This window comes from Acinetobacter sp. YH01018, assembly GCF_013420295.1.
Classification (GTDB): Bacteria; Pseudomonadota; Gammaproteobacteria; order Pseudomonadales; family Moraxellaceae; genus Acinetobacter.
In genome coordinates, this window is record NZ_VOYL01000010.1 from 55,804 (window position 1) to 70,845 (window position 15,042).

The following is a 15,042-nucleotide window of genomic DNA, read 5'->3' on the forward strand; positions in this document are numbered from 1 at the left end:
ATTTTCTTGGATTTTTTAATCCCGATGACGAATAAACCTGGCCGGATTACCTGCAACAATAGTTGCCTTTTCAACATTCTTTGTGACCATACTGTTCATGCCGACAATGGCATGAGCATCAATTTTAACACCATCTTTGACCCCCACATGCGCGCCCAGCCAGACATCTTGCCCAATCTCGATACCCTGAGAACGTACCGCTTGCTGGTAAATGGGCTGTGCAAGTTCAATCCCGTGGTCAAAGGCATATAAATGGCAATATGCAGCTATACGGACCTGATCATGCAGTTTGATCCCCATGCGCCCACCATCGAGAATACAGTGATGGTTAATGGCCACTTCATTGCCAATTTCTAAAGGACCATGCAAGGTACAGTCTGCGGCAATGAAAGTATTATCACCAATCATGATTTTCCGGCCTGGCTCGGCAAAAATATGGGCCAGCGGTGAAATAAAACAGTTTTCACCAATTTCGACAGTTTCCATTTCCATCAAATAAGCCTGATATTCTTTTTGCCACTGTTCTGCCCAGCCGCGATTTTTCGGTTTTAATGACCAGTACAGCCACGGCATGTAATTCAAACGATGCTTGTGCTGTTCACGATATTTTAATAGCGGATCCTGTTCAGTCATAGTTCGGCTCTTCTACAATTTTCAGTTGTTCACGTCCGCGAGTCACATCCTGAATTTTCAGTGCCAAAGGCTGAATTTGATGAACTTGTAACAAGGCTTCGACCTGTACGCCTGTGGCAGTATATTGTTCTTGAAATTCGATGTTTTGCTGGTTCAACTCATACTGAAAAATGGCCCATTCATTAAACTGACAGGCAAAGCTGACTTTCTTTTTTTCAATCAGTTCAATTTTTTCCGCCAGTACCAGGCACTGCCCTGCACAACCACCGTAGGCCCGAACTAGCCCGCCCGTTCCGAGTTTAATACCGCCAAACCAGCGATTGACCAGAACGATGATATTGGTTAATTCATTGCCTTCAATGGTTGCCAAAATCGGTCTTCCCGCAGTACCTGATGGTTCACCATCATCATTAAAACGAACATTATGACCAATTTTCCAGGCCCAGCACTGATGTGTGGTGGTGATATCTTTATGGAACTCTAAAAAGTTTTTGACATCCTGTTCATTTTCTACTGGTGTAGCAATCGCCTGAAAGCGACTTTTTTTAATGTCTTCTTCGAAAGTAACGGATGAGGCAATTGTAAATGGCATAAATCTGGAATAAATAACAATACAGCAGCAGTATAGCCTGTTTTGAACCGCTTGCAGATACAAAAAAACCTCCTATAAAAGAAGGTTTCTTAAATTAAAAAAATATTTTAAGTCAAATGATACTGTAATTTATAAGATTAAATCATTCTGATTAAACTTTAATTAAACAGTAAAATCTTCACCCAAATAGACTTTGCGCACAGTGTCATTTTCAAGCACTTCTTGCGGTGTACCTTCTGCAATTACCGCACCTTCACTGACAATATAGGCATGCTCACAAATCGCTAATGTATCCCGTACGTTATGATCGGTAATCAATACACCAATTCCGCGGTCTTTAAGCTCACGGATAATATCCTTGATGTCCGCTACAGAAATAGGATCAACCCCCGCGAAAGGCTCATCCAACAACATGAACTTGGGATCGGCCGCCAAAGCACGGGCAATTTCAGCACGGCGGCGCTCACCACCAGACACACTCATCCCCAGTGAATCCTTAATATGCGTGATTTTAAAATCTGCCAATAGTTCATTTAAACGCTGTTGACGCTGTTGCTTGTTCAAATCCTTACGGGTTTCAAGAATTGCCATAATGTTTTCAGAAATCGTCAGTTTTCTAAAAATTGAGGCTTCTTGCGGCAAATAACCAATGCCTTTACGGGCACGTTCATGCATGGCCAAGTCTGACAAATCAAGATCATCCAAATGAATCTCACCTTTGTCCATCCGAACTAAACCCACCACCATATAGAAACTTGTGGTTTTACCCGCACCGTTTGGACCAAGTAAGCCTACAATCTGTCCACTCTGCATCTGAAAAGAGACATCTTTCACAACCCATCTTTTACTATAGTTTTTTGCCAGATGTTTAATACACAATGTTTGGGGCTGATTTAGCGGTTGATCCATTAATCACGTGCTCCTGGGAACGTTTTTGAGCTAGATGGTGGAATAATAATTTGTACGCGACCTGAAGATGAGCCAGTATTGTTCGGTGTACCTGTCGCTTCAACATCACCTTTATTCATGCTGTATTTCAAAGTATTACCGCGAATACTTGCCCCATCCTGCTGTAAAAATGCATTGCCGGACAAGGTGATAATGCCAGTTTGGGCATTATAAAGAATCTTTTGTGCCTGACCTTTCGCCAAACCTTTATTGACCTCGGTTTGCTGTTGAAAACGTGCCGGACCGCCTGTCGCCGTAATGCTACTAATCTGTTTTTGGCTGTTCAGATTGGCAACAATAGAGTTGGCTTGCAATCTCATGGTGCCTTGTTCAATAATGACATTCCCGCTATAGGTCGTCACCCCGGTTTTTTCATTATAGGTTGCACGGTCGGCGACCAATGAAATAGGCTGATTTCGGTCAGATGGAATGGCAAATGCAGCTGCCGACGAGAATACAACCCAACCGGCTAAAGCTGCTTGTTTAAGCAAGGTTTTAGGCAATGTAAGCTTAAGATTGTGGTTCATATTTTCCTCGAATATTAAAAAATTCGTATTGACCGTCATTTAAATTGGCTTTCAGCCCCTGGCTTACAAATTCAGCTTGCGGAGATTGCACAATGACCTGTTTGTCTGTCTCTATTTCCCGAGTGTCAGGATATCCGGTTAATTCCTGAGTCTGAAACTGCATTTTGCCCTGTTGCATCAACTTGGTCGCCACAACATTGCCCGACAGAATCACCTTTTGATTATCATCATAACTGTTCGCCACTTTGGCATAAAAAGTAGCATCAACTGCGCCATTCTTATACAGGGAAGCATTCAGGTTTTCGAGTTTGGCCGTTTCTTTTTGCATGTCCTGTTCCATACGATCGACCTGAGCACGGGCATACAAATTACCGTTGTCATCGGTTTGAGTCAGGTTAATTTTTTCAGCGGAATAGGTCATGCTTCTGGCTGAGTCAACCTCGAGCTTGTTGCCCTTACCACTGTAATAGTAGTAACCACCACTTATAGCTGCAATTGCTATAGCAGTTAGGTATAAAACTTTTGTATCCATAAGTGTGGTACTTAACTCAAATTCAATGAATGGTTTAACAATTAATGTGGGGCATCGGTATAGGTTTCAAGTAGCTGTTCATAAGCTCCTTTAGCCATCAGAATCATGTCACAGATTTCACGCACTGCACCACGACCACCCATGGCCTGGGTTACAAGGTCAGCACGGCGTCGAACTTCAACATGACCATTGGGAACAGTCACTTTCATACCTGCAATTGCAAATGCCGAAAGATCAGGCCAGTCATCACCCATATACAAACAGTCTTCTGGAGCAACATTCAATTGGGCACAGGCTTCGCGTAATGCAGTACCTTTATCTTCACGACCCTGAAAAACCAGGTCTACGCCCAAGTCAGACATGCGCTTTTCCACAATATTACTTTTACGTCCAGTAATAATAATGACTTTTACACCGGCTTTCTGTACGAGTTTCATACCTAAACCATCACGGATATCAAAGGACTTGATTTCATCCCCGGTATTGGTCAGGGTGACAAAACCATCACTCAGAATCCCGTCGACATCAAGAACCAAGGCTTCAACATAACGTGCCTGTTCCAATAAAATATAAGATGCCATTTATTAATTTACCCCGGCTTGAATCAGGTCATGCATGCTAATCACACCAATGACCTTATTTACATCATCTACAACAACAAATTGATTGATTTTCTTTTCGTTCATGCGCTCTAAAGCTTCAACCGCACGCGCATCTTGCGAAATGGTCAATGGATTTTTAGTCATGACCTCAGAAACCGGCAATTTCACATCAAAGCCTTGTTGCTTATCAATTAAACGACGTAAATCACCGTCGGTAAAAATACCCAATAGAACGTCATTTTGATCGACAATTGTGGTTAAACCTAGGCGTTTGTTTGAAATTTCGTATAAAACCTGATTCATTGGTGTATCTGGAGAGACTTTTGGCAATTCTGTGCCTGTGTGCATGAGGTGTTCGACATGTAACAACAAGCGTTTACCTAATGCACCGGCTGGATGAGATAAAGCAAAATCATCAGCAGTAAAACCACGTGCATCCAGTAAGGCAACTGCCAAGGCATCACCTAAAGCCAGAGTTGCCGTGGTGCTTGAAGTCGGAGCCAGACCCAGTGGACAGGCTTCCTGGATATTTCCCAAGGTTAAAGCGACATCGGCATTTTGCGGCATAGGGCCTTTGTCATCACCACTAATGGTAATTAGAGGAATTTCCAGACGCTTGATCAAAGGCATCAGCATCATGATTTCATCACTCTTGCCCGAGTTAGAAATGGCAATCAGCACATCGCCAGGAACCAGCATGCCTAAATCACCATGCCCCGCTTCTCCCGGATGCATAAAAAATGATGGCGTACCTGTAGAAGCAAACGTTGCCGCCATTTTACGGCCGATATGCCCTGATTTTCCCATACCAGTAATGACTAAACGTCCCCGGCACTGCAAAATGGTTTCGCAAGCACGATTAAAACGATCATCAATTTGCGTTGCCAATATTTCCAGGGCTTGTTCTTCTATACGCAAAGTTTCTAGTGCAACTTTTTGAAAGTCTATTTGATTTGGCATATTTGAGGGGTTCAAAATAGGTTTACCTTTACTCTATACAGAGCTGATTCAATCAAGCAAAAAATAATTTTCGCAATTTTATCATATCTATGCAAATGTCACGTTTCTAAATGTACAAGATTCCACGAATTGTGTAGAAATGATGGTCATGAATTTCCCTAATTTCCTAGCGAACCTCAGTTTCCTAGCCTCAGGTTTAGCCAGTATCCTATAGCAATCTTAAGATATTGAATTGATATACATTCTTATTTGTATGAACTCATGTTATTCCAGCTGCAAACAGCCACTTGATGCGTAGGTGTCGTGTTTCATTCATCCTGCTTCATTTATACCAAGCTGAGTTATATTATTAGACATGGTTTTATTATTTAATTCTAATATGAAAAATACACTTTCTGATCACGAGCAAATTAGCATGGTTTCAACTTTTCCTGAACTGGTCAATTCGAAGTTTCAAGGAAATATGAATGCCCTTTGCTGGTATAGAAATCTAGCTGGGGATTTTAAAGAAATTGTTACCAAACTTGAATTAAAAGAGAATATTACCGAAGTTTCTGTTGAAGATCTTTTAGCACTGCAACTTTCCGAACAAGGTCATCTGGCTCGGGAAATGATCTTAAGGGATATACAGCTATTAACTGATTTTGGAGCATCCCCTTCTCTTAATTTACTTAAAAGTTATGAACGGGATGAAGAGTTAGATTTCATTTCAACAGATGTGTATTCCTACCATGTTGACCGCTCACCTATAGAAACAGATACTTTTTTATGTACTTATTATGGTTATGCCAGTGATATTTTGCCAAACGATCAGGTTGAGCAAAAGATTCTAATTCCAGAAATAAGAGCAAAGCTTAAAGACTTATATGACGGTCCAGAAGCCGAGTTCGCAAATTTTTTGGAAGAATATTTCTTTGATTTACATTATGCACCCAAAGCGGATGCAACCCCGATCAATTTAGGTCAAGGACATCTTTGGCGCCTGGCAGTCGATCATCCAACACAGCCCGTTTTACCTTGCGTGCATAGAGCGCCTAATGAAGCAGGTGAATATAGACTGCTCTTGATCTGTTAAATATTGATGAGATATATAGTGTTCACTTGATCTATAAAATCTGGATATTACATCTGCCTATTTCTAAAAGGCTCTGGTCTTAAATGCTCCAGAAAAACGGTACAGATCGGCAGCCATCACTGATGATTTTATTTGCAATAGAGCATTGCACATCATTAGTCATGGCATTCAACATTTATACATCCATATGTTCCCTAAAAAATTCCTGCTTTTTTTCGTTTTAACTTTATGAAAAAAAATGCTTAGGTTAAGATGAGCCATCTTTTAGTAGAAACAATTTGAAGACCTATGCAACCTTTTGTTCTATATAACTCAGAGCAACGTAAAAAAGTAGAATTCGTACCTCGTAAAGAAGGTCATATCGACATGTATGTTTGCGGTATGACCGTGTATGACTACTGTCATATTGGTCATGCTCGAGTTATGGTTGCATTTGACTATATTATTCGTTTTCTGCGCAGTCAGGGCTGGAAGGTAAAATACGTACGTAACATTACCGATATTGATGACAAAATCATCAAACGTGCCAATGAAAATGGGGAAAGCATTACTGCGCTAACCGATCGTTTTATCAAAGCCATGAACGAAGATGCTGAAAACTTGGGCTGTCTGCATCCAGATGAAGCCCCTCGTGCGACTGATTACATCGACCAGATGCAAAACATGATTGGCAATCTGGTCAATAAAGGCACGGCTTATCCTTCTGCAAATGGCGATGTCTATTTTGAAGTGGAAAAATTTGCCAAATACGGCCGTTTGTCGGGCCGTAAACTGGAAGATATGCAAGCCGGTGCCTCTGAACGTGTCGATGTGGAAGTAGAAAAGAAACATCCGTTTGACTTTGTACTGTGGAAACATGCCAAAGAAAATGAACCTTCATGGGCTTCACCTTGGGGCAACGGACGTCCGGGCTGGCATATTGAATGTTCAGCAATGTCAACGTGCTGTCTGGGCAACCATTTTGATATTCATGGAGGCGGTTCAGATTTAACTTTCCCGCATCATGAAAATGAAATTGCCCAATCAGAAGCATCAACTGGCGAACAGTATGTGAATTACTGGATGCATGTCGGCTTTATTAATGTCGATGGCGAAAAAATGTCGAAGTCTTTAGGTAACTTTTTCACCATTCGCGATGTGATGGATAAATTCCATCCGGAAGTGATCCGTTTCTTTATTGTTTCTTCGCATTACCGCAGCCCGGTGAACTTCTCTGACACGGCACTTAAAGAAGCAAAGAACACCCTTTCCCGTTTCTATCACTCATTTAAGGCATATCAACAAGCCTATGGTGAAAAAACTGTAGAAATTCTAGATGAAGCATTGGTTGAACGTTTTAATGCTGCTATGCGTGATGACTTCAATACCGCTGAAGCCATTGCCGTATTGTTTGAAGTCAACAAAGAGCTGAACCGTGCAGTGAAAGATGAAAATGCTGAACAGGCTGCAGTATATTATTCAACTTTACGTCACTTGACCAATATCTTAGGTTTGGTACAGTACAATGTAGACGACTTTTTGAAATCAGATATTGGTCAGGAAGCATTAGGCTTGTCGGAAGAGCAGATTGAAGACCTGATTCAGCAACGTAAAGATGCGAAAAAGGCCAAGGAATTTGCCAAAGCTGATGAAATTCGCCAGAATTTACTCGATCAAGGCGTGGTTTTGGAAGATACCCGTCAAGGCACCATTTGGCGTCGTGCTGATTAATTAAACATTTGGAAGCACAAAGAGTTGACAGTTGAAAGAAACTCTCTATAATGCACTTCCATATTGCGGGAATAGCTCAGTTGGTAGAGCATAACCTTGCCAAGGTTGGGGTCGGGAGTTCGAGTCTCCTTTCCCGCTCCAGAATACGAAAAAGCCCTAATCGAAAGATTGGGGCTTTTTTTATAAGCTAATTTTTATCATTCTATTTTTCAACCTTCTTATTAAAAGCTTAAACAAAAGCAGATCGATTCCAAACCAATCTATAATATCAACATGGACAAGATAGATAAGCAAGTCTGCAGTAAGCTACTATTAGCCATCTAACAGCTTTCTAAAAAATTCACAATCTTCTGGATTGGATAAAAAATCCCAAGAAGCCCACAGGTGTTCAAAACCATGCATAATGCTGGCAACTATGTTATCTCTTTAGGCAAAGGGGTACACTAGTTAGCTACCAAAGCCAAGTGTTGGAAATGTCGATCCTCCCAGGCTTTGCTGCTGAAATTTCTATCATTAAAAATAGGTTTGATATTTATTCTTATAAATCAAAAGATAATTTTCAAATTTAATGAATATTTTGGTGACTTAAATATAAAAGATACATTTTTACCTTTTTTCCTTCCAGCATTCTAACTATGTTAAGCTTTGAACAAATAATAAATATTGAAACAAGAGGATAACATCATGGGTTACCAGCACATCTTAGTTTCTGTGGATGATTCCCCTATCTCTCTCGCTGCCGCTGACCAAGCGATGATGTTGGCTAAAGCTATAGGAAGTAAAGTGACTATAGTCAGTGTGGTGATTATCGACCCTTTAACCAGTGTCAGTTTTTATAAAAATGTACCTGGAGTCACAGATTATTTTATGGAGGCCCAAGCCCACGCTAAAAATATATTAGCTGAGCTAGGTGCCAGATTTTCTGAAGCAGGCATTGCCGCAGAGACTAAACTTCTGGCCAAACAATCCCCCAGTGAGGCCATTGCTGAACTAGCCGATGAATTAAAGGCTGATTTGATTGTGGTTGGATCGCATGGGCGTACCGGTTTGAAAAAAGCTTTTATTGGCAGTATTGCCCAGGATATTCTGACCGCAAGTCATGTTCCCGTGCTGGTGGTTAAACATACTCCATAATCCTTTTAAGATGCTTTTTTGATATTTATAGAAATAGTTTAAGCAGTTTAGGATTTAAATTGCTTAGGCTATTTTTAATAATATGAGCCGGCTCTAATCAGTTTAATTATGCTGTAATTTGCCATGGCTTAACTGCAAAGTATCAGCCTCTAAATACTCCAGTTCCTCCAGATGATGAGAGACATAAATCATCGGCACATTCAGTTCATCTTTCATTCGTTTAAAAAAGGGTAAAATTTGCTGTTTTAACTGTACATCTAATCCGGTTAATGGTTCATCCAATAACAGCAAGTTGGGAGAAGACAGTAAGGCACGTCCAATCGATACCCGCTGTGCTTCCCCGCCTGAAAGCTGCCGGGCTTTACGTTGAATCAGGCCATTCAAGTCCAGCAAATCTACAATGTCATCAAACTGGAATTTTCGTTCCGGGGGTGCCAGCCATTTTTCTGCATAACATAAATTCTGTTTGACATTCAGATGCGGAAACAGCAAGGCCTGCTGGAAAATTAAAGCGATTTTGCGTCGATGCATGGGCAAATGAATGTTTTGCCGGGTATCCACCAAAATGTGTTGATTAAACTGGATATACCCCTGATCGGGTTTTAACAGTCCTACAATATTTTTTAACAAGGTGCTCTTGCCACTCCCAGAAACGCCCACAATGCCCAAAAGTGACTGCTGCATCTCCAGTTCAACATTCAAGCTAAAATCGGCATGTTGATATTGAAAATCACATTTCAACATTTCAGGCTCCCAATTTGCGTTGATAGTTTTGCAGAATAAAATAATTGGCAATTAAGGCGCTAAAAGCCAAAAATAAGGATAAGGTCACCAAACGCAGTGCCATATCTTCACCATTGGGTTGTTGCAGCAAGGAATAAATCGCGATGGGAATGGTACGGGTTTCATCAGGAATGTTACCGACAAAAGTAATGGTGGCGCCAAACTCCCCCAGACTGCGGCTAAAACATAAAATACTACCCATAACAATGCCAGGAATAGCCAAAGGCAAGTTGATACTGAAAAAGACTCTCCACGGCGCAGCCCCCAATGAACCGGCAATCTGTTCCAGTTGCTGGTTCATCAACTGAAAGGACAGCCGAATCGGTTGCACCATCAGGGGAAATGCCACAATCATCGAGGCCAATACAGCCCCTTTCCAGTTAAAGGCCAGCTGTATGCCCAGTGTGTGCAGATATTTCCCAATGATGCCCTGATTGCCAAACAGTACCAGCAGCAAATAGCCCAATACGACTGGAGGCAAAACCATCGGCAACTGTAAACATGCTTCCACAATAAATTTCAGCCGAAATTCATGTCGTGCTAGTACCCAAGCCAAGCCGATGGCAAAAGGTAAGCAGAACAAGGTGGCAAAACCGGCTACTTTGGCAGATAAATACAGGGCACTCAGCTCTTCTGGACTTAACATCGTTGATTTATCTCCCAAGGAATTGCTTAGGATTTCAGACTAAAACCGTATTTTTTAAAGATTGCTTTGGCCTGAGCGCTTTTTTCCACAAACTGTGCAAACTGTACTGCCTGTTTATTCTTTTCTCCCTGCTTGGTTAAAGCCAGCGGATACACAATCGGGCTATGTGAGTTTGCGGGAAAAGTACCGATGATTTTGACTTTCTGGCTAATCAGGGCATCCGTTTTATAAACAATGCCTACCTCACATTCACCACGCTCAACAAAAGCCAAAGCCGAGCGCACATCATCCGTTCCTACAATCCGTCTATTTAGGCTATTCAGCCAGTTCAGTTTAATCAGACTCTGTTTGGCATATTTACCCGCAGGCACAGATTCCATCTGTCCCGTACAAAGATGTCCGTTAAACGCTTGGGCAAAATTAAAAGTGGACTGCGGCTTAAATGCAATATTTAAATTTTTTGGACTGATGGCCACCAGCTGGTTAAACAATAAGGGCTTGGTTCTGTTTTGATTAATCAGGTTCTTTTTGATCAGGTAATTCATCCAGTCCAGATCTGCCGAAAAAAAGATATCACTGCTTGCCCCTGCTTCAACCTGTTTTGCAAGCGCGGATGAAGCCCCATATACCGATACAAGATTTGTTTTCGGATGTTGCTTTGCATAAATTTTTTCAATGTCGCTCATGGCGTTGGTCAGGCTGGCAGCAGCATAAATTTTGACTGTTTCAGCATGTGCAACTGAAAGTGAAACCGGTAGACATACTGAGAAAAACAGAGATTTTTTCATGATTCTTTTGCCCCTTAATGAATAAATAAGCCCTGGACAATATCCCCTTCAAGCAGGCTTTGCCCTGCGGGAATACGCACCAGACAATTGGCCTGCATTAAATTGCTCAGCATATGCGATTGCTGTTTGGACAGACTTTTTACTTTCAAAACTGACTGATCAAAACGGGCGGACATTCTTAAAAAACGTTCTCGGCTGTCCATTTTTAAATCATGGCTTAACACGGCGCTAAACCAGTCCGGCCGCTGTTTTTGCCCCTGCAATACATTTAATAAGGTCGCGGTATAAATTTGCATGCCCACATACACGGCTGCGGGATTGCCCGGCAAACCCAACAGATAACAACGCGAACAATCATTGCGAGTTAATTCTGCAAAGAACATCGGCTTGCCCGGTTTCTGTTTCACTTTCCAGAACAGCTGTTTAAAGCCTAAATCCAGTGCCACTGGCCGAATAAAATCATAATCTCCCACCGAGACACCGCCGGTGCTTAAAACCACATCATAGCTGTCCGATAATTGCTGAATTAATGCTTTCACTGCATCTTCGCTATCGGCTACATGGAAAATTTCAACCTGCTGTCCTGCATTTTGAAACCAGGCCTGAATCAGGGGCGCATTGGCATCAAAAATCTTACCTGCTGCAAAATCTTCAATGCTTCTCGCGACTTCATCTCCGCTAATTACCACTGCAACTTTGGGATATTGAACAACTTCAACGCTGTGAATACCCGCCATACTTAAGCTGGCAATTGCCCCCACAGACAGCTGTTGGCCTTTACTGGCTAGCAGCTGTCCAGTAGTAATTTCTTCCCCCATATCACGAATGTCGGCATGAGCATGCAGGTTTTCGAGTATTGCGATTTTGCCTGAATCGATGAGCTTGACGATTTCCTGACGTGCCACCGTGGTGGTTCCAAACGGAATTTTGGCGCCAGTAAAAATCCGAACCGCTTGTCCGGCTTTCAGTTGCAGCTCATCCTGTTGTCCGGCCCGGATTTCACCGATCAGTTCAAATTCGCTATGTGGCTCAATTACGGACTGAGCACACAGTGCATAACCATCTACCGCACTTTGCGAAAATAAGGGCAGATTGATGGCAGCATACACATCTTGCGCCAAATAGCGGTTTAAAGCCTGATTAAGCTCAAGGCGTTCAGTTGCTAACACCTGAGTATGCTGCAAGATTAAATCCAGTGCCTGATCCACACTAATCAGGCCGTGTTCAGCACCACATCCTGACATTAGACTATTCATTGGTAACCCCCTGAATGGGGAATATTTTTTTGCACATCAAATAAATGTACCAATGCTGGCAGAACTGCAATCAACGATTCCTTCGCTCCTTGCCGGCTGCCGGGTAAGGTCATCACCAGACTGTTCTCGATATATCCGGCCACACCACGACTTAACGCAGCATAAGGTGTACGTTTTTGCCCAAAACTGCGTGAGGCTTCCATCAGCCCCGGAATCTCACGTTTTAATAACGGCTGGATGGTTTCCACGGTTAAGTCTTTCGACCCCAACCCTGTCCCCCCTACGGTTAAAATCAGGGGATAGTCATTTTTCTGCTGTTCAATCAATGCTAGTAACTGTTCCGGACTATCTGGAATAACATGGTAAGCAATATTGCCAAAATTGGCTTCCTGTAAAATTTCCAGTACATTCTGCCCTGCCGTATCCGGTTTTTTGCCTGCAGCTACCGTATCCGACAGCACAATAATCGAAGCAGGCATTGCTTCTTTTAAGATGCGGGTAAAATGTGATTTTCCGCCTTTTTTCTTTTGTAACTTAACCTGATCCAGACATAAATCTTCCGGTTCACAATGCGGTTTCAGCATGTCATACAATGTTAAACCCGCCAGACTGACTGCGGTCAAAGCTTCCATTTCCACCCCGGTCGGACCAATGGTTTCCACCGTGGCAATAATTTCCACATGTGCATCAAACAGTTCATATTCCACATCGGCACGGTAAATCGGTAGCGGATGACATAGCGGAATTAGTTCATCGGTACGTTTGGCCGCTAAAATCCCTGCAATCCGTGCCGTTTTCAGTGCATCGCCTTTTTCGGTATTGCCCTGACGTAACAATTCAATGCAATGTGCTGGGGCGTGCAGAATCCCTGTGGCCACTGCTGTACGATAACTCTCGGCTTTCATCCCGACATTTTTCATTGCATCTTTCCTGAATTCATTTTTACTTTAAATAGTGCTGTTGACTGACATCTACTCAGGTTCAATAAGTAGCTTAATCTGCTTTTAATAATGACAATGGGCATGATCACTGTATGCAGATTGTTTATCTGCATGATGATGTGCAGGCCCCTGCTCCGCTGTATCTTTACGGATACAGCAACCTTCTACGTATTGGCTGCTGCCATCCAGGTAAAATTCTTCTTTCCACACCGGTACTTCGTGCTTGACCCGTTCTACCGCTTCTTCACAGGCAGCAAAGGCCTCGCGGCGATGTGCAGCATAGGCCATGGCGATAATGGCTTTTTCACCAATCGCCAAAGCACCAATCCGGTGAATCATCCGTACATAGGACACGCCATATTTAGCCTGAATCTCCTGCTCGATCTGGCGAATCATTTTTTCCGCCACGGGCGCATACGCGGTATATTTCAGTGCCTTAACCGCTTTGCCTTCATGATGATTACGCACGGTTCCGATAAACACCCCTATGCCACCGCATTCAGGAAACTGCTCAATCTGATCAAAGCTGTCTAAAGTTAAGGCAGTACCCTGAATTCTGCAAAATGTTTTCAATAACGGCATTTCAGCCTCCTGCCACTGGTGACAACAGCACCAGCGTACTGTCTGCATCAAGCCGAGTTTGTCGGGGAATGATGTCCTCACCGATGGCGCAGGCACAACGTTCAAGCATGGCAAAAGCTGCCGGATAATCCTGTCCGACTTGTAGCAAAACCTCGGCAACGGTGCTCGGAGCACTGCATAACAGGGCTAAATTTGCAGGTAACTGTCGTTCTACTGCACCGAAAGCTTCAATTTTGATCTTGATTTGTGGCATTTCAACCTCCAATCATATGCATGCTGATTTTACGGGATGGCTCATTTTTCAAGCGCTGTTGAATGGCATGAAAGCCCTGTTCTTTATTCCAGATATAATTTGATACAGTGCGATGCAAACCCAGTTCACTCAAAGGTATAGATGCAGTCAGGGCTTTAATTTCAGCTTTAAGATTCAAGCCCTTGGGGGCAAATAAACAGTTATAGAATTCACCTTGTGCGGTTAAACGCAGCCGGTCACAGCTGCCACAAAATGAATGGGTAATGGTAGAAATAATGCCAATTGGATGACCATCAATCAGATATTGTCGTGCCGGATCTGAGCTTGACTGAGCTGCATCATTTAGCTGGTGAGTGACTGAAAATTCAGTGGCTAGAGTGTCTAAAATTTGCTGTTCACTGACCACATGTGCGCTCGACCATTTGCGCTCACCATCCAGCGGCATAAACTCAATAAAACGTAGCTGGATATTTTGCTGCACCGACCAGCGTGCCAAAGGCAAAATCTGGTTGTCATTGATGCCGTTCATCAATACGCTATTGATTTTAATAGACAGTCCAACGTCTTGTGCGGCGCGGATTCCATCCAGTACCGGGGCCAGCTCTTTTTGGGTCAGTTGTTTAAATTGATTGGCATCCAGACTGTCCAAACTGATATTCAGATCATCCAGTCCGGCCTGTTTTAAAGCCTGTGCATATTGTCCAAGATAATGCGCATTGGTGGTCATGGAAATGCGTTTTAACCCCAGCTTTTTGAGCTGTTGCAGTTGTGCAATAAAATGCACCACGCCTTGACGCATTAACGGTTCGCCACCGGTAATGCGAATAGATTCGATGCCACGACGCACCATAAAATCACAAAAATGATAAAGCTGTTCAAAACTGAGTAAATCATGTTTTTTCATCCATTCAGGGTGTTCCGGCATGCAATAGACACACTTGAAATTACAGCGATCGGTCACTGAAATTCGTAATTTGCGCTTGCTGCGACCAAACTGATCGACAAAGCGCGCTTCGGTTTCAAGTTCTGTCATCATATTCATGTTGAACATCCATCTTCGAGCAACTTCCTGTTACCGCA

The 15,042-nt window shown here is 42.7% G+C and carries 18 protein-coding genes and 1 tRNA gene; 4 read left to right on the forward strand and 15 right to left on the reverse strand.

What is annotated here, in order from left to right; genetic code table 11:
• Positions 1-15: 15 nt before the first annotated feature.
• The 7 genes from FTT83_RS05580 to FTT83_RS05610 all read right to left on the reverse strand — a co-directional run bounded on the left by FTT83_RS05580 (position 16) and on the right by FTT83_RS05610 (position 4,794).
• Positions 16-633: a DapH/DapD/GlmU-related protein gene (locus FTT83_RS05580; protein ID WP_180176337.1), complete on the reverse strand. Its 618-nt coding sequence runs from the start codon at positions 631-633 to the stop codon at positions 16-18.
• Positions 626-1,225 (reverse strand): YigZ family protein, encoded by a 600-nt coding sequence (locus tag FTT83_RS05585; protein ID WP_180176338.1) that lies wholly within the window; start codon positions 1,223-1,225, stop codon positions 626-628. Before FTT83_RS05585 ends, FTT83_RS05580 begins: the two co-directional genes overlap by 8 nt.
• Before the next feature lie 162 nt (positions 1,226-1,387).
• The gene (gene lptB, locus FTT83_RS05590) at positions 1,388-2,134 is read right to left on the reverse strand and encodes an LPS export ABC transporter ATP-binding protein (RefSeq protein WP_166168127.1); all 747 of its coding nucleotides are present in this window, start codon (positions 2,132-2,134) and stop codon (positions 1,388-1,390) included.
• Entirely contained in the window at positions 2,134-2,700 is a 567-nt protein-coding gene (gene lptA / locus FTT83_RS05595; RefSeq protein ID WP_180176339.1) for a lipopolysaccharide transport periplasmic protein LptA, read from the reverse strand. Before lptA ends, lptB begins: the two co-directional genes overlap by 1 nt.
• Positions 2,684-3,232 carry an LPS export ABC transporter periplasmic protein LptC gene (lptC, locus tag FTT83_RS05600; RefSeq protein WP_086195103.1) on the reverse strand — a complete coding sequence of 183 codons (549 nt, stop codon included), beginning with the start codon at positions 3,230-3,232 and terminating at the stop codon, positions 2,684-2,686. Before lptC ends, lptA begins: the two co-directional genes overlap by 17 nt.
• Positions 3,233-3,273: 41 nt before the next feature.
• On the reverse strand, positions 3,274-3,813 hold the full coding sequence (locus FTT83_RS05605; protein ID WP_180176340.1) for an HAD family hydrolase: 540 nt from the start codon (positions 3,811-3,813) through the stop codon (positions 3,274-3,276).
• A gap of 3 nt (positions 3,814-3,816) precedes the next feature.
• Positions 3,817-4,794, reverse strand: a complete 978-nt coding sequence (locus FTT83_RS05610) for a KpsF/GutQ family sugar-phosphate isomerase (RefSeq protein ID WP_086195101.1) — start codon at positions 4,792-4,794, stop codon at positions 3,817-3,819.
• A 379-nt stretch (positions 4,795-5,173) separates the two neighbouring features.
• Here FTT83_RS05610 and FTT83_RS05615 point away from each other — a divergent pair, with 379 nt between their 5' ends.
• The 4 genes from FTT83_RS05615 to FTT83_RS05630 all read left to right on the forward strand — a co-directional run bounded on the left by FTT83_RS05615 (position 5,174) and on the right by FTT83_RS05630 (position 8,713).
• Positions 5,174-5,869: a DUF1826 domain-containing protein gene (locus tag FTT83_RS05615; protein WP_180176341.1), complete on the forward strand. Its 696-nt coding sequence runs from the start codon at positions 5,174-5,176 to the stop codon at positions 5,867-5,869.
• A 288-nt stretch (positions 5,870-6,157) separates the two neighbouring features.
• Positions 6,158-7,579, forward strand: a complete 1,422-nt coding sequence (gene cysS / locus FTT83_RS05620; protein ID WP_180176342.1) for a cysteine--tRNA ligase — start codon at positions 6,158-6,160, stop codon at positions 7,577-7,579.
• Between the two features lie 65 nt (positions 7,580-7,644).
• Positions 7,645-7,720, forward strand: a tRNA-Gly gene (locus tag FTT83_RS05625).
• A 543-nt stretch (positions 7,721-8,263) separates the two neighbouring features.
• Complete coding sequence (locus tag FTT83_RS05630) at positions 8,264-8,713, forward strand: universal stress protein (RefSeq protein ID WP_180176343.1); 450 nt, start codon at positions 8,264-8,266, stop codon at positions 8,711-8,713.
• Positions 8,714-8,815: 102 nt separating this feature from the next.
• Here the strand turns inward: FTT83_RS05630 and FTT83_RS05635 are convergent, their stop codons facing one another.
• From FTT83_RS05635 to moaA, 8 genes are all read right to left on the reverse strand, one after another.
• Positions 8,816-9,457, reverse strand: a complete 642-nt coding sequence (locus tag FTT83_RS05635) for an ATP-binding cassette domain-containing protein (protein WP_180176344.1) — start codon at positions 9,455-9,457, stop codon at positions 8,816-8,818.
• A gap of 1 nt (position 9,458) precedes the next feature.
• The gene (modB, locus tag FTT83_RS05640; RefSeq protein WP_180176345.1) at positions 9,459-10,142 is read right to left on the reverse strand and encodes a molybdate ABC transporter permease subunit; all 684 of its coding nucleotides are present in this window, start codon (positions 10,140-10,142) and stop codon (positions 9,459-9,461) included.
• 26 nt (positions 10,143-10,168) lie between these two features.
• Positions 10,169-10,930 (reverse strand): molybdate ABC transporter substrate-binding protein, encoded by a 762-nt coding sequence (gene modA, locus FTT83_RS05645; RefSeq protein WP_180176346.1) that lies wholly within the window; start codon positions 10,928-10,930, stop codon positions 10,169-10,171.
• 14 nt (positions 10,931-10,944) lie between these two features.
• Positions 10,945-12,186, reverse strand: coding sequence for a molybdopterin molybdotransferase MoeA (locus FTT83_RS05650; protein WP_180176347.1), 1,242 nt, complete (start codon positions 12,184-12,186; stop codon positions 10,945-10,947).
• Complete coding sequence (gene moaCB, locus FTT83_RS05655) at positions 12,183-13,106, reverse strand: bifunctional molybdenum cofactor biosynthesis protein MoaC/MoaB (RefSeq protein ID WP_180176348.1); 924 nt, start codon at positions 13,104-13,106, stop codon at positions 12,183-12,185. The genes FTT83_RS05650 and moaCB overlap by 4 nt, the downstream gene beginning before the upstream one ends.
• Before the next feature lie 84 nt (positions 13,107-13,190).
• Positions 13,191-13,709, reverse strand: a complete 519-nt coding sequence (locus FTT83_RS05660; protein ID WP_257234886.1) for a molybdenum cofactor biosynthesis protein MoaE — start codon at positions 13,707-13,709, stop codon at positions 13,191-13,193.
• A 1-nt stretch (position 13,710) separates the two neighbouring features.
• Complete coding sequence (locus tag FTT83_RS05665; RefSeq protein WP_180176349.1) at positions 13,711-13,962, reverse strand: MoaD/ThiS family protein; 252 nt, start codon at positions 13,960-13,962, stop codon at positions 13,711-13,713.
• Position 13,963: 1 nt separating this feature from the next.
• Entirely contained in the window at positions 13,964-15,004 is a 1,041-nt protein-coding gene (moaA, locus tag FTT83_RS05670) for a GTP 3',8-cyclase MoaA (protein WP_180176350.1), read from the reverse strand.
• Between the last annotated feature and the right edge of the window lie 38 nt (positions 15,005-15,042).

Excerpts from the sequence above, each read along its gene's own strand:
- lptC (WP_086195103.1), bottom strand. The coding sequence starts at position 3,232 with ATGGATACAAAAGTTTTATACCTAACTGCTATAGCAATTGCAGCTATA.
- FTT83_RS05615 (WP_180176341.1), top strand. The coding sequence starts at position 5,174 with ATGAAAAATACACTTTCTGATCACGAGCAAATTAGCATGGTTTCAACT.
- FTT83_RS05630 (WP_180176343.1), top strand. The coding sequence starts at position 8,264 with ATGGGTTACCAGCACATCTTAGTTTCTGTGGATGATTCCCCTATCTCT.
- moaCB (WP_180176348.1), bottom strand. The coding sequence starts at position 13,106 with ATGAAAAATGTCGGGATGAAAGCCGAGAGTTATCGTACAGCAGTGGCC.
- FTT83_RS05580 (WP_180176337.1), bottom strand. The coding sequence starts at position 633 with ATGACTGAACAGGATCCGCTATTAAAATATCGTGAACAGCACAAGCAT.
- FTT83_RS05605 (WP_180176340.1), bottom strand. The coding sequence starts at position 3,813 with ATGGCATCTTATATTTTATTGGAACAGGCACGTTATGTTGAAGCCTTG.
- modB (WP_180176345.1), bottom strand. The coding sequence starts at position 10,142 with ATGTTAAGTCCAGAAGAGCTGAGTGCCCTGTATTTATCTGCCAAAGTA.
- cysS (WP_180176342.1), top strand. The coding sequence starts at position 6,158 with ATGCAACCTTTTGTTCTATATAACTCAGAGCAACGTAAAAAAGTAGAA.
- modA (WP_180176346.1), bottom strand. The coding sequence starts at position 10,930 with ATGAAAAAATCTCTGTTTTTCTCAGTATGTCTACCGGTTTCACTTTCA.
- lptB (WP_166168127.1), bottom strand. The coding sequence starts at position 2,134 with ATGGATCAACCGCTAAATCAGCCCCAAACATTGTGTATTAAACATCTG.
- FTT83_RS05635 (WP_180176344.1), bottom strand. The coding sequence starts at position 9,457 with ATGTTGAAATGTGATTTTCAATATCAACATGCCGATTTTAGCTTGAAT.
- lptA (WP_180176339.1), bottom strand. The coding sequence starts at position 2,700 with ATGAACCACAATCTTAAGCTTACATTGCCTAAAACCTTGCTTAAACAA.
- FTT83_RS05665 (WP_180176349.1), bottom strand. The coding sequence starts at position 13,962 with ATGCCACAAATCAAGATCAAAATTGAAGCTTTCGGTGCAGTAGAACGA.
- FTT83_RS05610 (WP_086195101.1), bottom strand. The coding sequence starts at position 4,794 with ATGCCAAATCAAATAGACTTTCAAAAAGTTGCACTAGAAACTTTGCGT.
- FTT83_RS05585 (WP_180176338.1), bottom strand. The coding sequence starts at position 1,225 with ATGCCATTTACAATTGCCTCATCCGTTACTTTCGAAGAAGACATTAAA.
- FTT83_RS05650 (WP_180176347.1), bottom strand. The coding sequence starts at position 12,186 with ATGAATAGTCTAATGTCAGGATGTGGTGCTGAACACGGCCTGATTAGT.
- FTT83_RS05660 (WP_257234886.1), bottom strand. The coding sequence starts at position 13,709 with ATGCCGTTATTGAAAACATTTTGCAGAATTCAGGGTACTGCCTTAACT.
- moaA (WP_180176350.1), bottom strand. The coding sequence starts at position 15,004 with ATGAATATGATGACAGAACTTGAAACCGAAGCGCGCTTTGTCGATCAG.